The organism is Algoriphagus yeomjeoni, from assembly GCF_003259505.1.
Lineage (GTDB): Bacteria > Bacteroidota > Bacteroidia > Cytophagales > Cyclobacteriaceae > Algoriphagus > Algoriphagus yeomjeoni.
The window spans coordinates 57783-75822 of the sequence record NZ_QLLK01000001.1 but is presented as its reverse complement, the minus strand read 5'-3'; the positions used below and the strand labels follow the sequence as shown (position 1 = coordinate 75822).

The window sequence follows — 18040 nt, the reverse complement described above, 5'->3', positions numbered from 1 at the left end:
CATAGAATTCAAAATATGAGTAAACACTCCCGCAAAATCCAAAAACTTTACGAAACAGCTCCGAAGGAGGAAACTGCCATTTTAGTAAGTGTCGTTAGGCAATATCAAACAGAGCAACAAACTGAGGAATACTTAGATGAATTGGCGTTTTTAACAGAAACACTAGGCGCAAAGACTGTTTATCGCTTCACCCAGAAAATGGAAAAGCCAGATATCAAAACCTTTGTAGGCACTGGTAAACTTGAGGAAATCGCAGCATATATCAAGCATTTTGAGGTGGATATGGTCATCTTCGATGATGACCTTTCACCCTCTCAAATGAGAAACCTTGAGAATGAATTGAAGGTGACGATCTATGATAGGTCGTTACTAATCCTGGATATTTTCTTGAAGCGAGCGCAAACTGCCCAAGCAAAAACACAAGTTGAACTGGCTCGTTTCCAATATTTATTGCCACGATTGACGAACATGTGGACTCACCTGGAGCGTCAAAGAGGTGGTACGACCACGCGTGGTGGTGCCGGTGAAAAGGAAATAGAAACGGATAAACGAGATATCCGAGGACGAATCACCCTCTTGAAAGAAAAGCTGCGCGAAATAGAAAAACAAGGTGAAACCCAACGCAAAGGACGAAAAGGGATCGTGCGGGTGGCTGTTGTTGGCTATACTAACGTAGGAAAGAGTACCCTGATGAACCTGATCACCAAGACGAACATTTTAGCAGAAAATAAACTGTTCGCTACAGTAGATTCTACGGTGCGAAAAGTGGTTTTGGAAAATGTCCCTTTCCTGCTTTCTGATACCGTTGGATTCATCAGAAAGCTACCTACACACTTGATCGCAGCTTTCAAATCTACGCTGGATGAAATTCGCGAAGCAGATCTACTCGTACATGTAGTAGATATTTCTCATCCTCATTTTGAGGATCATATCGCTGTAGTGACGCAGACACTCAATGAGATCAAAGCTGGGGACAAGCCTACTTTACTTGTTTTCAATAAGATTGACTTGGTAGAAACAATGCCGAGCGAGGAAGATAGCATGAAAATGACAGAGCTTGAACTCGAAGAAGCTAACTTTCTTGATTTTGATGCGCTTGCAGAAGCGTACCAGAAGAAAACCGGTATTCCACCAGTATTTATGGCTGCAGTAAGTGGCCAAAATGTGGAGGCTTTCCGTCAGGCTTTGATAACAGAGGTAAAAAAACAGCACCGAAAAATCTATCCTCATTACTTAGAGGATCAAACTTTTTCGCTGGAAGAATAGAAAATTTCAATTGGGTATTAATTTATTGATACCCAATTTTCTTTATATGTATATCCGCTATGTTACCAGTAAATAGATAAAAGCGACTTAATAGCTGGTATACTCTAGCTTTGAGGCCACTTCGGTCTTCGGTCATCCCCGCCTACAGTTCGGGCAGGGGACTTCCAGTCATCCAATCAAAGAATCTAAGGCGACTGGCATCATTGCGGATAATCATATTTCTTTAATTGATCCTTTTTCTTTTTTATTATTTTTTTATCTATCCTCGCTAATATTTTTAAACTTATTCCTTAGCTAATCATTCCTGTATGAATTCTGAGTATTCTCAATACGACGTTTTTTTTGAAATAACGCCCGACCTAGTGTGTATTGCAGGGTTTGATGGATATTTCAAAAAAGTAAATCCGGCAGTTATAGAAGTCTTAGGTTATAGTTATGAAGAATTATATGCAAAACCGGTAAATCACTTCGTGTTCGAGGAGGATAAAGAAAAGACAGCGATGGTGAGAAAGTCACTGCTCAATTCAGAACCCTTAGTTGATTTTGAAAACAGATATGTAACAAAATCAGGAGAGATTGTATGGCTTTCCTGGACCTCCCAACCAGTAGAGCATGCTAAATTAGTTTTTGCAATAGCGAAGAATATCACACAAAAAAAAGAGCTTGAAGCTGAAAGAAACACGCTCTTGACCAATTTAACAGAGATCAATAAAGACCTTCGACATATTGGTCACATGACTTCACATGATCTCAGGTCACCCGTGAATAACCTACTTTCTATATATGAGTTATTAGATTATTCAAAAATCACAGACAAGGATACATTGGAGCTCATGGAGGTGTTTAAATTATGCTGTGAGGACTTAAGAGAGAAACTTAATTTTTATTCTCAAGAGCTTAAAGACAAGCAATCTCTTTACATTCCATTTGAAGAGATTGACCTTAAGAAAATTGTGAAAAAAGTCTCTAAATCAATCAGTTCACTCATAAAAAATTCTGGGGCTACTATTTCGAATGACTTTACTGAAGTGAAGAAGATCCAATCAAACCCTAATTATTTAGAAAGCATTCTTCTGAATCTGATTACCAATTCAATCAAATATAGGAAGCCTGGAATTCCTCCGGTTATTAGCATTTCTAGCAAACTGGTAGAAGATAAAATTCAGCTTGATTTTGCTGACAATGGACTCGGGTTTGATATGGAAAAAGTAGGGAATAAACTATTCGGATTTCAGCAAACATTTACTAATCAAGAAGATAGCCATGGAATAGGTCTCTATTTGGTTTACAATCATGTGAAGTCTCTTGGGGGCACTATAGAAGTGGAAAGCGCACTCGACGTGGGGACTACGTTTCGGATTATGCTAAATGCCTAGGCAAATTTTTTGTCGAAAAAATCGATAATATCCCAAGGACAAAGCAGGATAGATAGACCTATAATAGTACTATGTTTGGCGTAATTAGCGAAAACCTACATCTTAGTACTAATGAAAAAATCGATATTCCTACTTCTTCTTGTCAGTCTGGCATTTTTCTCTTGCTCTCAGAATAGCGAGTTAGGTAGCTCCATCAGCACAGATTCCGAACAGATAATGGCTGGAAAGTCACTCTTTGAAGCTAATTGTAGTACCTGCCATAGTTTTGACCAGCACGGCATAGGACCTAATCTAAGCGGATTAACACATACTGTAGAAACTGAATGGGTCAGAAATTTCATCAAAAATCCTTCAGAAGTGATCAGTTCCGGCGATCCGCGTGCGGTGACCCTGCTGGAGCGATACAAGGCGATTATGCCTGCTTTTGAAAGTTTCACCGAGGAGGAGCTAGACGCAGTCTTGAGCTATCTCCACACATTTGAAACACTTCCAGATACTATTCAGATGGTGGGGCTGGAAAATCCCATCCCTGATAGCATCCCTGATTCAGGTATTCGACTTGAGCTAGAATATTTTGCGCAGCTTCCTGCCTCAGATTCAAAAGCTCCTTTGGCTAAAATGACTAAAATGGAAGCTGAGCCTAACTCTGGACGTTTATTTATCAACGATCAGCGAGTAGGTTTGTACGAATTAATAGAAGGAAAACCAAATCTCTACCTTCCTGCTACTGAATTGTTACCTGACCTAGTGAGTAATCCTGGATGGGCTACTGGCATGGCTAGTTTTACTTTCCATCCAGATTTCGCAACAAATGGACTTTTCTATACGGCGCATACCGATGCCGGAAATTCCAAACCTGCCGATTACAGCTACCCAGATAGTATTAGACATTTTATGCAGTGGGTATTGACAGAATGGAAAGCAGTGGACCCTAGTGCAACTCTCTTTGCGGGAAGCAGTAGAGAAATGCTTAGAATAGACATTCCTTCTCAAGCGCACGGAATGCAAGAAATCACCTTTAATCCTCATGCCAAAAAAGGAGATGAAGATTATGGATTGCTTTACATTGGCTTTGGGGATGGAGGGCTCACAGAACAGCGGGCTGCCAATTTCTCGGATAGCAGGGGTGCTCTAGTTTATAGTAGTATTCTGAGAATTGACCCTATGGGAACGGACAGTCCAAATGGCAAGTATGGAATTCCATCAAGCAACCCATTTGCGGATGTAGATGGAAAAGCAGGAGAGGTGTATGCTTATGGATTTAGAAATCCCAACCGTGTATTCTGGGACCCAAGAGGAAATATGTTTGCTACTGATATAGGACAACACTCTGTAGAAGAACTAAATAAGATAGAACCTGGTCAATTTTACGGATGGCCTATTCGGGAAGGAAGGTTTATCATCAATCCTTATGGCAACTTCAGAGATGTATTCGATTTGCAACCAAATGATGAGAACCTAGGAATCACCTATCCCGAAATTCAAATTGACCACGATGAGATTGCAGCAATTTTCGCAGGATATGAAATGCCTTATGGAAAACTTAAAGGCAAGTTTATCTTCGGAGATATCCTCTCTGGCAGGCTACTTTATTCGGATCTCAAGGATTTGGGTAACATGAAAGTCCAAAGCTGGAAAGTGATTTTCGAGGGAAAAGAAATGACCCTCCTAGAATTAGTCCAAAATGATAGAGTTGACCTAAAGTTCGGGAAAGATGCGGCAAACAATATTTATATCATGAGCAAGACAAATGGGAAGATTTATAAAATAATAAACTAGAAAATATCGTGTGCAAAAAAGCGCATCTTGAGATAGTGTGATTTCTGAAACGAATTAGTAAATTGAATAGCTATGTTCGACTTTATCAATCTATTATCTGTTGACATTATATTTTTTGGGAAGCCTATCACTCGTGAGCTTCTCATCGCTAATCCTTGGCATTGTCTTACCGAAACCCGTAAGATTGACTGCTTTTATACTTTTTATGAAAATGGTACGTCAACCAAAACTGAAAATGGGGAGGAACATGAGCTAGATTGGAAGTTAAGCCCAGAGGGAGTTTTGGAATTTATAGACGACATCGATCCTCCACTTCGGTTTGAAGTAAAGTGCCTCGGAGATCAAATGATCGTTTTCAAGTATCCAGAAGGGAATATGACTGGATTAGTACTATTTACCGAAGAAAAGGCCAAGGAAGTTCTGATCCCATTTTTGAATTAATCTCCCGAAATATTAAGCGTACCCACATAGTAATTTTCATCTACGCTGATTTTAGCATCCTCTTGCGGAATAGCTATTTGCTGCCAGCGTTGCGTTGGTTTTAAATCCAATTCTTTTCCATCCACGTAGATTTTCACCGGCATCTCAAAGCCAACTACCACATTTTCCCAGCGGTAAAAGAGTTCTCCGTCTTTTAGATTATAGCTGAAAATAGGAATTCGTATATCTCTCAGGTATTGATTGAATATAGGGGATAGATTGATCCCTGCTTTTTGTGAAATGTAACTTTCAACTTGGCGGGTTGCTACCGTTTTATGATAAAACTCTTCATTCAGTCCGCGCAAGATACTTCGCCATTTTTCATCATCATTGACGATCTGACGAATGGTATGCAACATATTGGCACCCTTGTAATACATGTCGCTAGAGCCTTCTGAGTTTACATTGTAAGTACCAATAATCGGACTGTCATTGCTGATCGCCATTCTGGTTCCTAGGACATATTCTTTGCTAGCTTCTTTCCCATAGAAATAATCCAAGAAGAGATTCTCTGAATAGGCTGTGAAACTCTCATGAATCCACATATCCGCCACATCTCTGTAGGTGATATTATTGGCAAACCACTCGTGACCGGACTCGTGGATGATAATAAAGTCGAACTTCATTCCCCAGCCTGTTCCGCTCAGATCACGACCTAGGTAGCCATTTGCATAAGCATTGCCATAAGTAACCGAGCTTTGGTGCTCCATGCCCAAGTAAGGTGCTTCTACTAGTTTGTAACTGTCCTCGTAAAATGGATACGGCCCAAACCAATGCTCAAAAGCCTTCATCATCTTTGGTGCATCCTCAAACTGCTTTTTGGCTTTCTTCAGATTCTCACGAAGCACATAGTAATCCATGTCCAACTCGCCTTTTTCACCTTTATATTTTTCTCCGAAATACACATAATCACCCACGTTGATATTGATACCATAATTGTTGATTGGGTTTTTCACTTCCCAGTGGTACGTTTTTGTCTTCGCAGCCTTGTCATGATCCGTTCCGATCAATCGACCATTGGATACATCCATTAGATTTTCGGGCACAGTTACACTCATCAACACTCCCTGATCCGGTTCATCGTAGCCATGGTCTTTATTTGGCCACCAGATACTCGCTCCTATTCCTTGGTTGGAGTTTGCGATAAACGGTAATCCATTGCTGTCCTTTTGCCAAGTCAAGCCACCATCCCATGGCGGTCGAATCGCCTCCACAGGAGTGCCTGAAAAAGTCAAAACTAATTCCTTTTCTTCCCCAACTGGCTGATCTGACAGTAACGTGATAAAATGGGCGTCTCCGTCATGCTCTATTTCTAATTCGGTTCCGTCCTGTTCGGCTTTTGTAAGTTGCATAGGTGCTTGCAAGTCGATTTGCATTCGATTTGCATCTTCTAAGACTTTGTATTTGACTGTGTTTTTCCCAGAAAGTGACTTGGTATCAGGGTCCACTTTTACTTCCAAATGATAGTGCTGTAAATCCCACCAAGCTCGCTCTGGAGTAATTGTACCCCGCAGCGTATCCTGACGAGTAAATTCCTCTCCATGAGGAAACATTTGTGCACGGGCACTTAGGCAAAAGAGTAGGGAAAAGCTTAGTAGTATAAATCTCATGGCAAAATCGAAATTTGGGATTTGAATTCACAAGATACTTGGAAGGATTTATTGAAAAGCTATACATTTCCACGAAAGGACTTAATTTTAGTGAAGAGCCTGCCCCAAACCCTGCTCAATCCAAACCAGTCACTGTACGATTTCGATGAACTACAACAACAAAACCTTTCGCCCAATAAGCAATTCTGAAAATGGAGAGACCTCAGCAGAAACACTTTTCCACTACAAACAGGATGAAAATGTGCTCACCTGTATTTATTCTGGGGGGAAAATAATAAAAGGTCACCTGATCGCTTTGGTAGACGAAGCTGGGAATATAAACATGCGCTATCAACAGCTAAATACGGCAGGTGAACTGATGACTGGAATCTGTCAATCGAAGCCTGAAGTCTTAGAAAATGGCAAAATTCGCCTCCACGAAACTTGGCAATGGACTTCAGGAGACTGCTCAGCAGGAGAGTCCGTTCTTGAGGAGGTTTAAAACCTTAATCCTTTAGACTTTAGACCGTTCACTTCAAACTTTACATCCTTATCCTCCACTCCTTCGGATAATAGTTATTCACACGGTTTCCGAGATTTTTGATCCAACCTAGCGGAAGGTTTTTGAAAGTTATCAACACCCAGCCAACTGGTAAATCAGGCATTTCAAACTCATTTTTACGCAAAAATTCAATGGCTTCAGTTTCCGAAAGCTCATGAGAAGGGAAGTCCTTTTTAGGTAGTGTGGATAAAGCCCATTCGTGCGTAGGAATCCAGTCACTTTTCTGTTTTTTACCAATCTCTACACCGAAATACTTCAAACTCAAATGCTGTGAAATCTTCTGAAAGTGTAAATTCCAATCCTTCGAAATTCTAAAAAAGGAATCATTCAGTGTGTAATATTTCCCATTACCATCAAACCCCAACTCTTCATCCAACTCACTTGATTCCCGATTAAAAACCTCCTTCAAATACGGATGCTTAAAGTCTTTAACACGTTTTGGCTCCTGAATGTAAGCCTCACTTGAGCGCTTCAAAATGGTAATAAAAAAACCTTCTCCTTCCACTAAGTGTGGAAAAAAACGGTAACCGTAATAGGTTTTACCATCAACTTCTACCTGAGTTTCTTTTATTTTCCAAGCGGCATCCAACGGAATTCGAACGGGTTCATAGGAAAACTCCTCAGTCAAAAACTGAATCATATCCTCGTTTTCCTGCTCATTAAAAGTGCAAGTGCTGTAGATCAAATACCCATCAGCCTTCACCAACGCTCCTGCCTGATCCATAATCCGCTTCTGACGTGCCGAACAAAGCTGAACGTTATCCACAGACCATTCTTCGCGCGCCTGCGGATCTTTGCGAAACATCCCCTCGCCAGAGCAGGGAGCGTCCACTACCACTAGATCAAAAAACCCTTCCAAGGGTGCAAAGTGATCAGGGTCATTATTGGTTACCAAAGCATTTCCAAGTCCCCATTTGATGATATTTTCCTTCAGAATTTGCGCTCTTGGCTGAATTACTTCATTGGCAACCAGCATTCCCTCATCACCCAAATAGCCGGAGAGCAGCGTGGATTTTCCTCCAGGTGCTGCGGCCAGATCAAGGTAGATTCCTTTGGGAATTTCCAAGGAATTTAGAATGTGTTCGATGAACATCGAAGATGCTTCCTGCACATAATAGGCCCCAGCGTGAATCGCCGGATCTAAGGTAAAAGATGGCCTCTCTTCGAGAAAAAAACCAGTTTCAGACCAAGGGATGGAGGAGTTTGCCCAGTTAAGAGAAAAAGTCTTGGCAGAATTTAATCTGACAGAGGTGCGGGAAGGTTTGTTAATTGCTTGTTTAAATTGCTCAAATTCGGCTTGACCGAGTAGCTTGAGCATTTGAGTCTCAAAGTCGGTGGGGAGGTTGGATTCTGGCATGGGGCAAAGATAGGAGATCAGTTTACAGTCTCAGTGATCAGTTTTCAGAATCATAATGTTTTAAGCGATTTTATAAATGAGTAGATTGGCTAAAATCTAAAGAGTTATGGAAATCCTCACTAAGATCCTCATTGGCGGCATTGCCGCTCTTCATCTCTACTTTTTATACTTCGAAATGTTTGCTTGGGAAACTATAGGACGAAAAACGTTCAAGTCCATGCCTGCAGAACTATTTCCTAAAACCAAGGGTCTTGCAGCCAATCAGGGGTTGTATAACGGTTTTCTAGTGGCAGGATTGGTCTGGTCCCTGCTGATTGAGGATCCAAACTGGTCGTTTTATATTGCTGTATTTTTTCTAAGCTGTGTATTGGTAGCTGGAATTTTTGGTGCACTGACCGCCAGCAAAAAAATCTTTTGGGTGCAGGGATTACCGGCACTGATCGCACTCATTTTACTCCACTTGAAGTAAAATTTTCCCGCAGATTTACGCTAATCATTTCGCAGATAATCGCTGATTAGAAAAATATAGGGGGTATCCCCGGAAAAATTCATATCACATTTAGATTCCCCTGATCAAATCCTCTTCTTTTTTGGATCCATCCGTGTATCAAATACTCTTGAGATCAAAATGACTTTTTCATCAACGATACGATAAATGATTTTATAATTCCCTTCTATCAAAGATCGATACTCAAAAGGAACTTCAAAACCCCAGTCCTCCACTACCCCCATTTCAGGATAAGATGTCAAAATCTTTACTTTCTCAACCAACTTACCTGTTATCTTTTGTGCTACACTTATTGAAGCGGAGAATGCATAAAATTCAAAAATTATTTCAAGGTCTTTTAATGCTCTCTTAGACCAGACAATTTTCATAAAATTTTCCCTTTTTTGATCCTTTCTTCCAACTCCTCTTGGGAAACAATTCGGCCGTTTGCATAATCAACTTCAGCTTCAGCTAAACTGTCCCGCAACTCATCCATGCTCATCGGCTTTAGTGATTTATGGTACTGATCTTCTATGAATTGCTTCTTTATTTGAGCTATATCATCTATTGCCTTGGTGTCTTCCAATTTGGAAAGCCAGGTGATCAAATCAAGTTTAATTTCTGCAACACTCATATAAGTATATTTTTTATTCCACCTAATTTACGAAAAAGCACACTACTGGAATTCAGTCTTGCTCATAAATATAAGTTGCCATAGCTCTGTAAAATTGAATTAGCCTGAAAACATAAAAGGCGCAAAGTTCAAAAACAAAACTTTGCGCCCTCTGAGGCTTGCGGTTCTAAATCCTACAAATCATCTTCCTCGAAATCATCCTCATCCCCTGGCCCCATATCGAACATGGAGCTGAACAAGTCTTTAAATTGTAATCCAGTATCCAACACTTTTTTGCTCAGCTGAGAGAATTCCGCCAATCCATGAAGTGCAAATTCCATAAAGAATTCCTTCTCCTTTTCTGGTACTTCTTTCACTAACTGAGTGACCACTTCCTCCAAACCAGGGACAGATTGCAAGGAAGTCTTGTAATCTTTATCTGCCTGTGATGCTAAAATATCCAGTTCATTCCCCTCTCCAAACCAAGCCAAAGGGATCACATATGGATTGCCATTTTTTTCCTTTTTCTTCTGCTCTGGAGATGGAAAATAATTCACAAACTGCGAGCGAATAGCTTTACCTATCAAATTGTAAGCTACCAAACCTGCACCTTCTTGCTCACCTTCATAGACCAATTCTACCTTCCCGGTAATCGCAGGGATGACTCCGATCAGATCAGCTATCCGAACTATGGTATTGCTTTCTCCATTCATATACATTCTTCGCTCAGCAGCAGAGATCAAATTCTCATAGGCCGAGATCGTTAATCGAGCTGAAACACCACTTTTCTCATCCACATATTCCGAGCCTCTAGCCTCTATGGCAATTTGCTCGATTAAATCCTTCATCAACTCAGGCACGTGGATGTTATCGACAGGCTTGCCTTTCAGGTTCGCTTCCTGCGCAGTAATTCTTCGTCCTATCTCGATGGATTTCGGATAATGCGTAATAATCTGACTTTCAATTCTATCCTTCAGTGGGGTTACTATACTTCCTCTATTGGTATAATCCTCGGGATTGGCAGTGAACACAAACTGAATATCCAATGGCAATCTCAGTTTGAACCCACGAATCTGAATATCGCCTTCCTGCAAAATATTGAACAAGGCAACCTGAATTCTGGCTTGCAAATCGGGTAGCTCATTGATCACGAATATGGAGCGATGGGACCTTGGTACCAAACCATAGTGGATCACACGTTCATCGTTATAACTTAGCTTCATCGTGGCAGCCTTGATAGGATCCACATCCCCGATCAAATCAGCAACCGATACATCCGGAGTCGCTAATTTCTCGGTGTAGCGATCATCTCTATGCCACCACCCGATTGGCGTGTTATCACCTTTTTCCTCGATCAGATCCTTGGCATAAGAAGTCAAAGGCTGTAATGGATCATCATTCAACTCAGCTCCAAAAACCACTGGAACGTACTCATCCAAAAGATGTGTCATCATTCTGGCAATTCTCGTTTTCGCCTGCCCTCTCAGACCAAGTAAATTGATATTATGTCTAGAGAGAATCGCCCGCTCAATGTCGGGAATTACCGTATCCTCATATCCCCAGATTCCTTCAAATACGTTTTCCTTTCGCTTGATTTTCAGGATCAAGTTGTCGCGAAGTTCTTCTTTGATGGATTTTGATTCGTAGCCAGCAGCTTTGAGTTGGCCGAGGGTTTTTATCTGGGTGAGTTCTTTTGGTGTCAGTTTTTGGTAGTCCATATTGCTTAAAAGCGTTTCGTTCTATTTCGTCTATAATCTTCAAAAATCAGGTCGCCGAGCCCTTTCAAGCTACTGTAGTAGGCATTCCCGTTATTTACTTTGGTAAATTCCTTTACAAATTCCTTCAGGTAAGGATCAGAAGCAATCATAAAAGTAGTCACCGGTATTTTCAATTTTCGGCATTGAGCAGCAAGCTTCAGTGTCTCAGAAAGAATTTTGCTATCAATGCCAAAAGCATTTTTGTAATATTTAATTCCCACTTTCAAACAAGTCGGTTTTCCATCGGTAATCATGAAAATCTGCTTATTTGGGTTCTTTCTTCTTCGCAATAAATCCATTGCCAACTCTAATCCAGCAACAGTATTCGTATGATAAGGACCAACTTGCAGATAAGGCAAGTCTTTGATTTCTATCTGCCAAGCGTCATTTCCGAAGACGATAATGTCAAGCGTATCTTTTGGATATCGGGTTTTGATCAGTTCTGCCAAAGCCATGGCTACTTTCTTCGCGGGAGTGATTCTATCTTCCCCATACAAAATCATAGAGTGAGAAATATCTATCATCAGCACCGTAGATGTCTGTGATCGAAATTCATTTTCCACCACTTCCAAGTCATCTTCTGTAAGCAAATAATCTCCACCAAAACCATGATTTGCCTGGGCATTTCTCAAAGAATCCGTCAAAGCAATCTGATCCAGATTATCTCCAAATTCATAAGCTCGGCGATCTGTGCCACGCTCTTCTCCTTGTCCTGAATGTGTGGTTTTGTGCTGACCGGATTTTCCGCGCTTGAGTTTGCCGAAAATCTCTTCCAAAGCTGACTTTCGAATCGTTTGCTCCGCTTTTCCAGTGACCTTGAATTCACCTTTTCGGTTTTCCTCGGTCAGGTAACCCTTACTTTTTAAATCCTCAATGAAGTCGCCGATACCATAATTGGGATTGGTCATCTGATAGCGATTGTCCAAGTTGGTCAGCCAACTTAGTGCTTCGGCTACATCCCCACCGGTCATGGTGACGAGTTGCAAAAATATATTCAGCAGATTTTCAAACGTATTTTTCTCAGGATCCTGAGTGGGTACGAACTGAGTAAATCGAAATCCTTTCATTGTTAGATATTAGATGCTAGAATCAAGACACAAGACTTTGGTTTTATGGTAACCAAGGCAACTCTTGTCAAACTTCACTTAGCCGGAAAGCCTTGTAATTCAATTTAGTGGAATATTATTGACTCCGACAGGTTAAGTAACAAACAGAAGGGTGTGGTAGTTTAGTAAATGGAATAAAAACTCAAAAATTATGAAAAACTACTTTGGAGCCGTGGGTATAGTCACTGGTGCGTTAATCATATTCGTCACCGCTATACAATTCAATTTAAGTATGTTTCTGATTTGGCTGCTTTTCTTGGCAGGCCCAGCTTTGGTCTTGTGGATGGTGTGGTCAGTGCTGATTGCAGATGTGATCGTAAAAGAAACTTTTGAAGAACAATGGTATCAGGATGAGCCTGAAATGCGGAGAAGAGATTTAGCTTGAGAAAAATTGTTTGGGTGTGAGAACAGGAATTTGGTTCGCTGTTTTGAAGTCCTTAAGGTCACGAGTAATTAGGAAATCCATTTTATTTTCGATGGCAGTAAAGTACTGAAGCGCATCTTCTTTGTCCTGGAAATCTGAATTCAGAGATTTATATATAACCTCTTTACCTCCAGATACTATTTCACCAAGAGTTATAAAATCATGCATAGAAAATTCTATTTGCGGGATTTTATAAACTTCAAAAACTAGATAGTATATATTTCCAAGACTGCTTTCTGCAATAAACAAGCGAGCTAATCCATTTTTAGCCAAGCTTAAAAACAATTTGGCATCATCATAGAATGGTTGCCTTTTGGCGATAAGATCAATAACCACATTGGTATCCAAAAAAATCTTAACCATATTTTTGTTTCAAAAACTGCGTGAGTAAAACTTTGTCAGACTCCTTTTGCTCCTTCATTGGCTCCATGGATTCTAACCTTTTCAAAAGTCTCTCAGCAGCTAATTGAGATTCAGTTTTTTCCAAATCTGGAGTTTCTTTTTCAAAAATCTCTTCAAACATCTTCGAGAGCGAAATTCCCCTACTTGCAGCTTGTTGCTTCGCTTTTTCTACAATTTCCTTTTTTACTGTGAGTGTGAGTTTGGTTTTCATGATTGACACGTGTTTAATTTAAATATACGTGTAATCTTTCAATTGTTTCGAAAATATTGGTTTTATAGACATACAACTACTCAATCTTATCTATCCATTCCACAGTATAAATCTTAACCAATTTGTCGTCTATTCCTTCAGCAATGAAAACTGAATCAATCTCATTTCGCATCATAATATAAACGGTACTGTCATTAATTTTTCCGTATTTTTTGCTTTTAGATTCAAAGACATATAAATCCGAAAGCGTAGAAATTTTTAAGTCTGACCGCATCTTTACTTCAGAGTAACTACCCTTTTGGTAAATGAATTCTTCAGAACAAATCCTAAAAAATTGATTTCCAGATTCAATTCTCTTTGAAAATTTGGGATACGATTCTTTCTCATTTGTGGTGGTAGAGGTAAAGCATTTCTCCTCTGAGTCTAGGTCGAAATCTAAGTATATAGATTGCGAGAAAGCCGACAAATGGACAAACAGTAGGAAAAATAGAAGGAGATTCCAGATCATATCTTTAAAACAAGATTTTATCCATAAGATATAGTTTTAAGGGATCTTGGACTGCAATCATTCTGTTAATTCTCCCTAATTGTGATTCAGGGATTGTATTCTTTCTACTTCACACTTTTTACTTATTACCTCACACCACTTACAAAATTTACCCTGATACCAATCTAACAACCCTCAGAAAACCAAACTCCCCAATCTTTACCCCATGACTCCCGCCGAAACAAACGCCTCCATTATCAAATCCACCGCGAAAGCGCTGGGATTTGACTTTTGTGGGATAGCGAACACGGGTTTTCTAAAGGAGGCACCTAAGAAATCAATAAAGGAAATGATAAAATCAATTCCCATTTTTGACCTGTTTTCTCATAGACAAGTAAGCTTGAAGAACTTTCTGAAGAGTGATTAGAATAATATATGAAGGCAAATTCACCCTTTTGCAAAAATATAGGCTTTGATAAACGGATATATGCATTTGAGTTCAAATTCTCAAATTGTTGAGAAGCAACAGTTTGATTCTTTAAAGACAGAGTGTAAGCAGCAAAGAGCGAATCTAAATAGTTCTGTTCTACAAGTTTAACCGATTGAGGAACCATTTTTTTAGAAAAGATAAAATCCTCTTCCGACTCTACACATATCTTTTTTAAATCTTCTTCACTAAGAATACTCTCTAAAGATTTTGCCTCTATTTTAATTATACTCCTTAGCCTTGAAAATGACTCAAGATTACACGGTTTTAAGAGGGGATTTTGAACCCACTCCGCATCCGCTTTCATAGATACTTTCACAGTATCGCTTATGGAAATTTTTCTCGCAAGTACTGTAGTGATTAACTCCTTAATTTCTAGATCTTCAATTTTTACAGAAGAGCATCCATATAAAACAAAAATAACGGCTACTATAAAGACACTAATTAAATAACTAGATTTGAAATCACTCATTTTATTGTATTTTATCTTACCATTCCGAGTGAGACGGAGGATATAATTTAAATAATGTTGGCAACCAAATAGTGTAGCTACCATCTTCAGAGCCTGTATTTGAGGGATGGATTTTTTCTAATTCTACTTCAAGATTATCATCAAGTTCTCGCCCTTTCCGTGAAATAAACTCTGATAAAACAGGAAAAATATGAATGCCATTTTCAAATGATTTAACTCCTTTTTCTGCACACAATTCCATAAGTTTCTCAGGAGTTAGCTCTTCATTTTTTTGAATGACTATTTCGAAAGTATTTTCTGAAAAATCAATTGACTTGATTTGATTTTCCTTTACCTCTATAGAAACATACCATCCAGAATATTTATTCTCTGGTATCCCGATTGAACGACCAGGATGTGCGCTTAATTCTCTTTGAAGTACATTTCTCAAGTTTACCTCGGAAATACTTTGTGCTATAAGAGGTAAGGAAAGCAATAGGCTCAGAAATGAAACTAGGAATACTGATCTTAACGTAAGTCCTCTATTTATTAATTTTAATTCAACTCTGGCCATTTTCATTTCATTGATAATAATTATTTAGTTTAATGATTTCATATTTGTCATCAAAGTTTGTCAGAGCTTTTTCAGATTATCTTAAGAAACATTAGGCTCTTATCTTTACCCCATGACTCCCGCTGAAAAAAACGCCCACCTCATCAAATCCGCCGCCAAGCGACTGGGCTTTGATTTCTGTGGAATTGCAAAAGCGGGATTTCTGGAGGAGGAAGCGCCGAGATTGGAAGAGTGGTTGAACAGGAATTATCAAGGTGAAATGGGCTATTTGGCGAATCACTTTGACAAGAGACTAGATCCAACCAAACTTGTAGAAGGCGCCAAAACAGTGGTTTCTTTAATCTACAATTACTATCCAGAACAAAAACTTCCCGAGTCTTCAGAATCCATCAAGCTCGCGAAGTATGCATACGGAGAGGATTACCATTTTGTGATTCGGGACAAACTCAATGAATTTCTGGAAATTCTACGTGATGAAATCGGGGAAATCGATGGTCGCGGCTTTGTGGATTCCGCTCCAGTAATGGAGCGTCAATGGGCGCAAAAAGCAGGGCTTGGTTGGCTAGGAAAAAACAGTTTGCTGCTAAATCGGGAGATGGGAAGTTTCTTCTTCCTTGCCGAGCTCATCATCGATCTGGAAGTCACTCCAGATACGCCATTAGCAAAGGATTACTGCGGTACATGCACAGCTTGCATCGATGCTTGCCCGACAGATGCGATTAATGGAGATGGAGTGATCGACGGTTCACGGTGTATTTCTTACCTGACGATTGAGCTGAAGGATTCCATTCCATCTGAATTCAAAAACAAAATGGAAAACTGGGCTTTTGGCTGTGATATCTGTCAGGACGTATGTCCCTGGAATCGTTTTTCCAAGCCTCATCAGGAGCCAAAATTCCAACCTCATCCAGAGCTAGCAGAATTTACCAATCGGGATTGGCAAGAGATCACCGAGGAAACTTTTAGGAAGGTTTTTAAAAAATCAGCAGTAAAGCGCACTAAACTTGCTGGACTGAAAAGAAATGTCGAATTTCTTAAATCGAAATAACCAGATCAAGTATCTATATGAGTCCCATCGCTCCCAACCTCAAATCTGTACAAAAGCTTTTTAAACCTAAAAAAAGAAAAAAAAAGAACTTTAAGCTTGGCCTGCCTCCCGGTTCTCTTGTTTATACCGGAGAAAAGAAGCTGGACAATGTTTTAATTAATTTAATCAGCTACGATGAGGTTGATTTATATGAAGAAACAATCGGATTAGATCAACTCGAAGAGCATCTAAAACTGAAAAAAAAGGTTCTTTGGGTTGATATCATCGGCTTGCATGATGTGGAATTACTGGAGAGAATCGGTTTGCTTTTTGGAATTCACAAGCTGACGATGGAGGACATCGTGAATACAGATCAGCGCCCCAAAATGGAAGCTTTTGAGGACTATCTTTTTGCAGCGATGAAGATGATCCAATGCCCTACACCCGAATCTCCTATTGATGATGAGCAAATCAGTTTTGTCTTAAAAGATGGGATTTTGCTGACTTTCCAAGAAAAGAAAGGTGACGTTTTCCAGTTTGTCAGAAACCGCCTTGCAGATCAAAAACGTGCCATTCGCCAGCGAAAAGCTGATTATTTACTTTATGCTCTCCTGGATGCAGTGATAGATAATTACTTTATCGTGATGGAAAATATCGGGGAGCGAATTGAGAATTTAGAATCCCAAGCGATGTTGTCACCCGGTAATGAAACGCTGAATGCACTCTATGTTCAAAGAAAGGAAATGATGGATCTTCGTAGAACTGTCTATCCTTTGCGTGAAGTAATTGGCTCTTTTGACAAATATGCAGATGATAAAATCAGTGCTGAGACAAGGCCTTTTATCCGGGATTTGTATGAAAACACGATACAGGTCATAGAGACAATGGAAGTATTCCGAGATATGTCATCAGGTGTGCTGGACCTGTATATGAATAGCCTTTCCAACCGCATGAATAACATCATGAAGGTGCTTACGATCATCTCCACGATCTTTATTCCGCTGAGCTTTGTAGCCGGAGTTTATGGGATGAACTTCGATAATATGCCAGAACTGCACTGGAAATATGGCTATTTCGTAGTGATGGGAGGGATGACGCTAGCTGTAATTGGGATGCTGCTTTTCTTCCGCAAGAAAAACTGGTTGTAATTTTACTGCAGCTTGAGAATGACATCTTTTTTCCCATTTTTAAGCAAAAGTTCTCCAGCGCTCACTTGATAATATCTCACTGATTTGAGCACTTCCAAAAATTTGTTTTCGAAAGGGGAATCTTGACAAGCCATTCTGGTTGAACCTATTTCATCAAATTCTAACACGTTTTTCTTCCCTATTTCGTAAGAACCAAAAATACGATTGCAACCCCCCGTTCCAGAAATCATACTTTGTCGGGAATCAAAAATCAAATGAGCATCTTGCTCAGAACCTGAAGTTTGAACTGGTACTTGCATGATCTCCACCAAAGTCCATTGTTTGCCAACCCAATTTTTATCAGGATAAGATTTGGAACTACATGAAGCTAAAATAAGAAGGGTGAACGCAAAGAATATTTTTTTCATAATTGGGTGATTTACTTCTTATAAGGCCTAAATCATGCCAATTGTTCCAC

21 protein-coding genes are annotated in these 18040 nt (G+C 39.8%); 9 read left to right on the top strand and 12 right to left on the bottom strand.

Annotated elements, in window-relative coordinates:
• Positions 1-15 precede the first annotated feature (15 nt).
• The 4 genes from hflX to LV83_RS00300 all read left to right on the top strand — a co-directional run bounded on the left by hflX (position 16) and on the right by LV83_RS00300 (position 4862).
• A complete protein-coding gene (hflX, locus tag LV83_RS00315; RefSeq protein ID WP_111609532.1) occupies positions 16-1266 on the top strand; it encodes a GTPase HflX in 1251 nt (416 codons plus the stop codon).
• Positions 1267-1574: 308 nt separating this feature from the next.
• Positions 1575-2642: a PAS domain-containing sensor histidine kinase gene (locus LV83_RS00310; protein ID WP_111609531.1), complete on the top strand. Its 1068-nt coding sequence runs from the start codon at positions 1575-1577 to the stop codon at positions 2640-2642.
• A gap of 111 nt (positions 2643-2753) precedes the next feature.
• Complete coding sequence (locus LV83_RS00305; protein ID WP_111609530.1) at positions 2754-4421, top strand: PQQ-dependent sugar dehydrogenase; 1668 nt, start codon at positions 2754-2756, stop codon at positions 4419-4421.
• Between the two features lie 72 nt (positions 4422-4493).
• A complete protein-coding gene (locus LV83_RS00300; protein ID WP_111609529.1) occupies positions 4494-4862 on the top strand; it encodes a hypothetical protein in 369 nt (122 codons plus the stop codon).
• Here the strand turns inward: LV83_RS00300 and LV83_RS00295 are convergent.
• Positions 4859-6511: a M1 family metallopeptidase gene (locus LV83_RS00295; protein WP_111609528.1), complete on the bottom strand. Its 1653-nt coding sequence runs from the start codon at positions 6509-6511 to the stop codon at positions 4859-4861. The genes LV83_RS00300 and LV83_RS00295 overlap by 4 nt on opposite strands.
• Positions 6512-6656: 145 nt before the next feature.
• Here LV83_RS00295 and LV83_RS00290 point away from each other — a divergent pair, with 145 nt between their 5' ends.
• On the top strand, positions 6657-6992 hold the full coding sequence (locus LV83_RS00290; protein ID WP_111609527.1) for a n-acetylglutamate synthase: 336 nt from the start codon (positions 6657-6659) through the stop codon (positions 6990-6992).
• 40 nt (positions 6993-7032) lie between these two features.
• Here the strand turns inward: LV83_RS00290 and LV83_RS00285 are convergent, their stop codons facing one another.
• A complete protein-coding gene (locus LV83_RS00285; protein WP_111609526.1) occupies positions 7033-8409 on the bottom strand; it encodes a methyltransferase RsmF C-terminal domain-like protein in 1377 nt (458 codons plus the stop codon).
• A 106-nt stretch (positions 8410-8515) separates the two neighbouring features.
• Between LV83_RS00285 and LV83_RS00280 the strand changes: the two genes are divergently transcribed.
• Positions 8516-8878, top strand: coding sequence for a DUF1304 domain-containing protein (locus tag LV83_RS00280; RefSeq protein ID WP_111609525.1), 363 nt, complete (start codon positions 8516-8518; stop codon positions 8876-8878).
• Between the two features lie 104 nt (positions 8879-8982).
• On the opposite strand, the gene LV83_RS00275 is transcribed toward LV83_RS00280, so the two are convergent.
• The 4 genes from LV83_RS00275 to LV83_RS00260 all read right to left on the bottom strand — a co-directional run bounded on the left by LV83_RS00275 (position 8983) and on the right by LV83_RS00260 (position 12333).
• Entirely contained in the window at positions 8983-9285 is a 303-nt protein-coding gene (locus tag LV83_RS00275) for a type II toxin-antitoxin system RelE/ParE family toxin (protein ID WP_111609524.1), read from the bottom strand.
• A complete protein-coding gene (locus tag LV83_RS00270; protein ID WP_111609523.1) occupies positions 9282-9530 on the bottom strand; it encodes a hypothetical protein in 249 nt (82 codons plus the stop codon). Before LV83_RS00270 ends, LV83_RS00275 begins: the two co-directional genes overlap by 4 nt.
• Positions 9531-9703: 173 nt before the next feature.
• The gene (locus LV83_RS00265; protein WP_111609522.1) at positions 9704-11227 is read right to left on the bottom strand and encodes a P-loop NTPase family protein; all 1524 of its coding nucleotides are present in this window, start codon (positions 11225-11227) and stop codon (positions 9704-9706) included.
• A 5-nt stretch (positions 11228-11232) separates the two neighbouring features.
• Positions 11233-12333, bottom strand: a complete 1101-nt coding sequence (locus tag LV83_RS00260) for a vWA domain-containing protein (protein WP_111609521.1) — start codon at positions 12331-12333, stop codon at positions 11233-11235.
• Between the two features lie 190 nt (positions 12334-12523).
• Here LV83_RS00260 and LV83_RS00255 point away from each other — a divergent pair, with 190 nt between their 5' ends.
• Positions 12524-12757 (top strand): hypothetical protein, encoded by a 234-nt coding sequence (locus LV83_RS00255; protein WP_111609520.1) that lies wholly within the window; start codon positions 12524-12526, stop codon positions 12755-12757.
• On the opposite strand, the gene LV83_RS00250 is transcribed toward LV83_RS00255, so the two are convergent.
• The 5 genes from LV83_RS00250 to LV83_RS00230 form a co-directional block, all read right to left on the bottom strand.
• Positions 12749-13159, bottom strand: coding sequence for a type II toxin-antitoxin system VapC family toxin (locus LV83_RS00250; protein WP_111609519.1), 411 nt, complete (start codon positions 13157-13159; stop codon positions 12749-12751). The genes LV83_RS00255 and LV83_RS00250 overlap by 9 nt on opposite strands.
• Complete coding sequence (locus LV83_RS00245) at positions 13152-13409, bottom strand: DUF6364 family protein (protein ID WP_111609518.1); 258 nt, start codon at positions 13407-13409, stop codon at positions 13152-13154. Before LV83_RS00245 ends, LV83_RS00250 begins: the two co-directional genes overlap by 8 nt.
• 76 nt (positions 13410-13485) lie before the next feature.
• A complete protein-coding gene (locus tag LV83_RS00240; RefSeq protein ID WP_111609517.1) occupies positions 13486-13917 on the bottom strand; it encodes a hypothetical protein in 432 nt (143 codons plus the stop codon).
• A gap of 308 nt (positions 13918-14225) precedes the next feature.
• Positions 14226-14855: a hypothetical protein gene (locus tag LV83_RS21335; protein ID WP_158530473.1), complete on the bottom strand. Its 630-nt coding sequence runs from the start codon at positions 14853-14855 to the stop codon at positions 14226-14228.
• A gap of 16 nt (positions 14856-14871) precedes the next feature.
• Positions 14872-15414: a hypothetical protein gene (locus LV83_RS00230; protein ID WP_111609516.1), complete on the bottom strand. Its 543-nt coding sequence runs from the start codon at positions 15412-15414 to the stop codon at positions 14872-14874.
• Between the two features lie 106 nt (positions 15415-15520).
• Here LV83_RS00230 and queG point away from each other — a divergent pair, with 106 nt between their 5' ends.
• Both queG and corA read left to right on the top strand, forming a co-directional pair.
• On the top strand, positions 15521-16456 hold the full coding sequence (gene queG, locus LV83_RS00225) for a tRNA epoxyqueuosine(34) reductase QueG (RefSeq protein ID WP_111609515.1): 936 nt from the start codon (positions 15521-15523) through the stop codon (positions 16454-16456).
• Between the two features lie 17 nt (positions 16457-16473).
• Positions 16474-17583: a magnesium/cobalt transporter CorA gene (gene corA / locus LV83_RS00220; RefSeq protein ID WP_111609514.1), complete on the top strand. Its 1110-nt coding sequence runs from the start codon at positions 16474-16476 to the stop codon at positions 17581-17583.
• 2 nt (positions 17584-17585) lie between these two features.
• On the opposite strand, the gene LV83_RS00215 is transcribed toward corA, so the two are convergent.
• The gene (locus LV83_RS00215; protein WP_111609513.1) at positions 17586-17990 is read right to left on the bottom strand and encodes an META domain-containing protein; all 405 of its coding nucleotides are present in this window, start codon (positions 17988-17990) and stop codon (positions 17586-17588) included.
• Positions 17991-18040 lie beyond the last annotated feature (50 nt).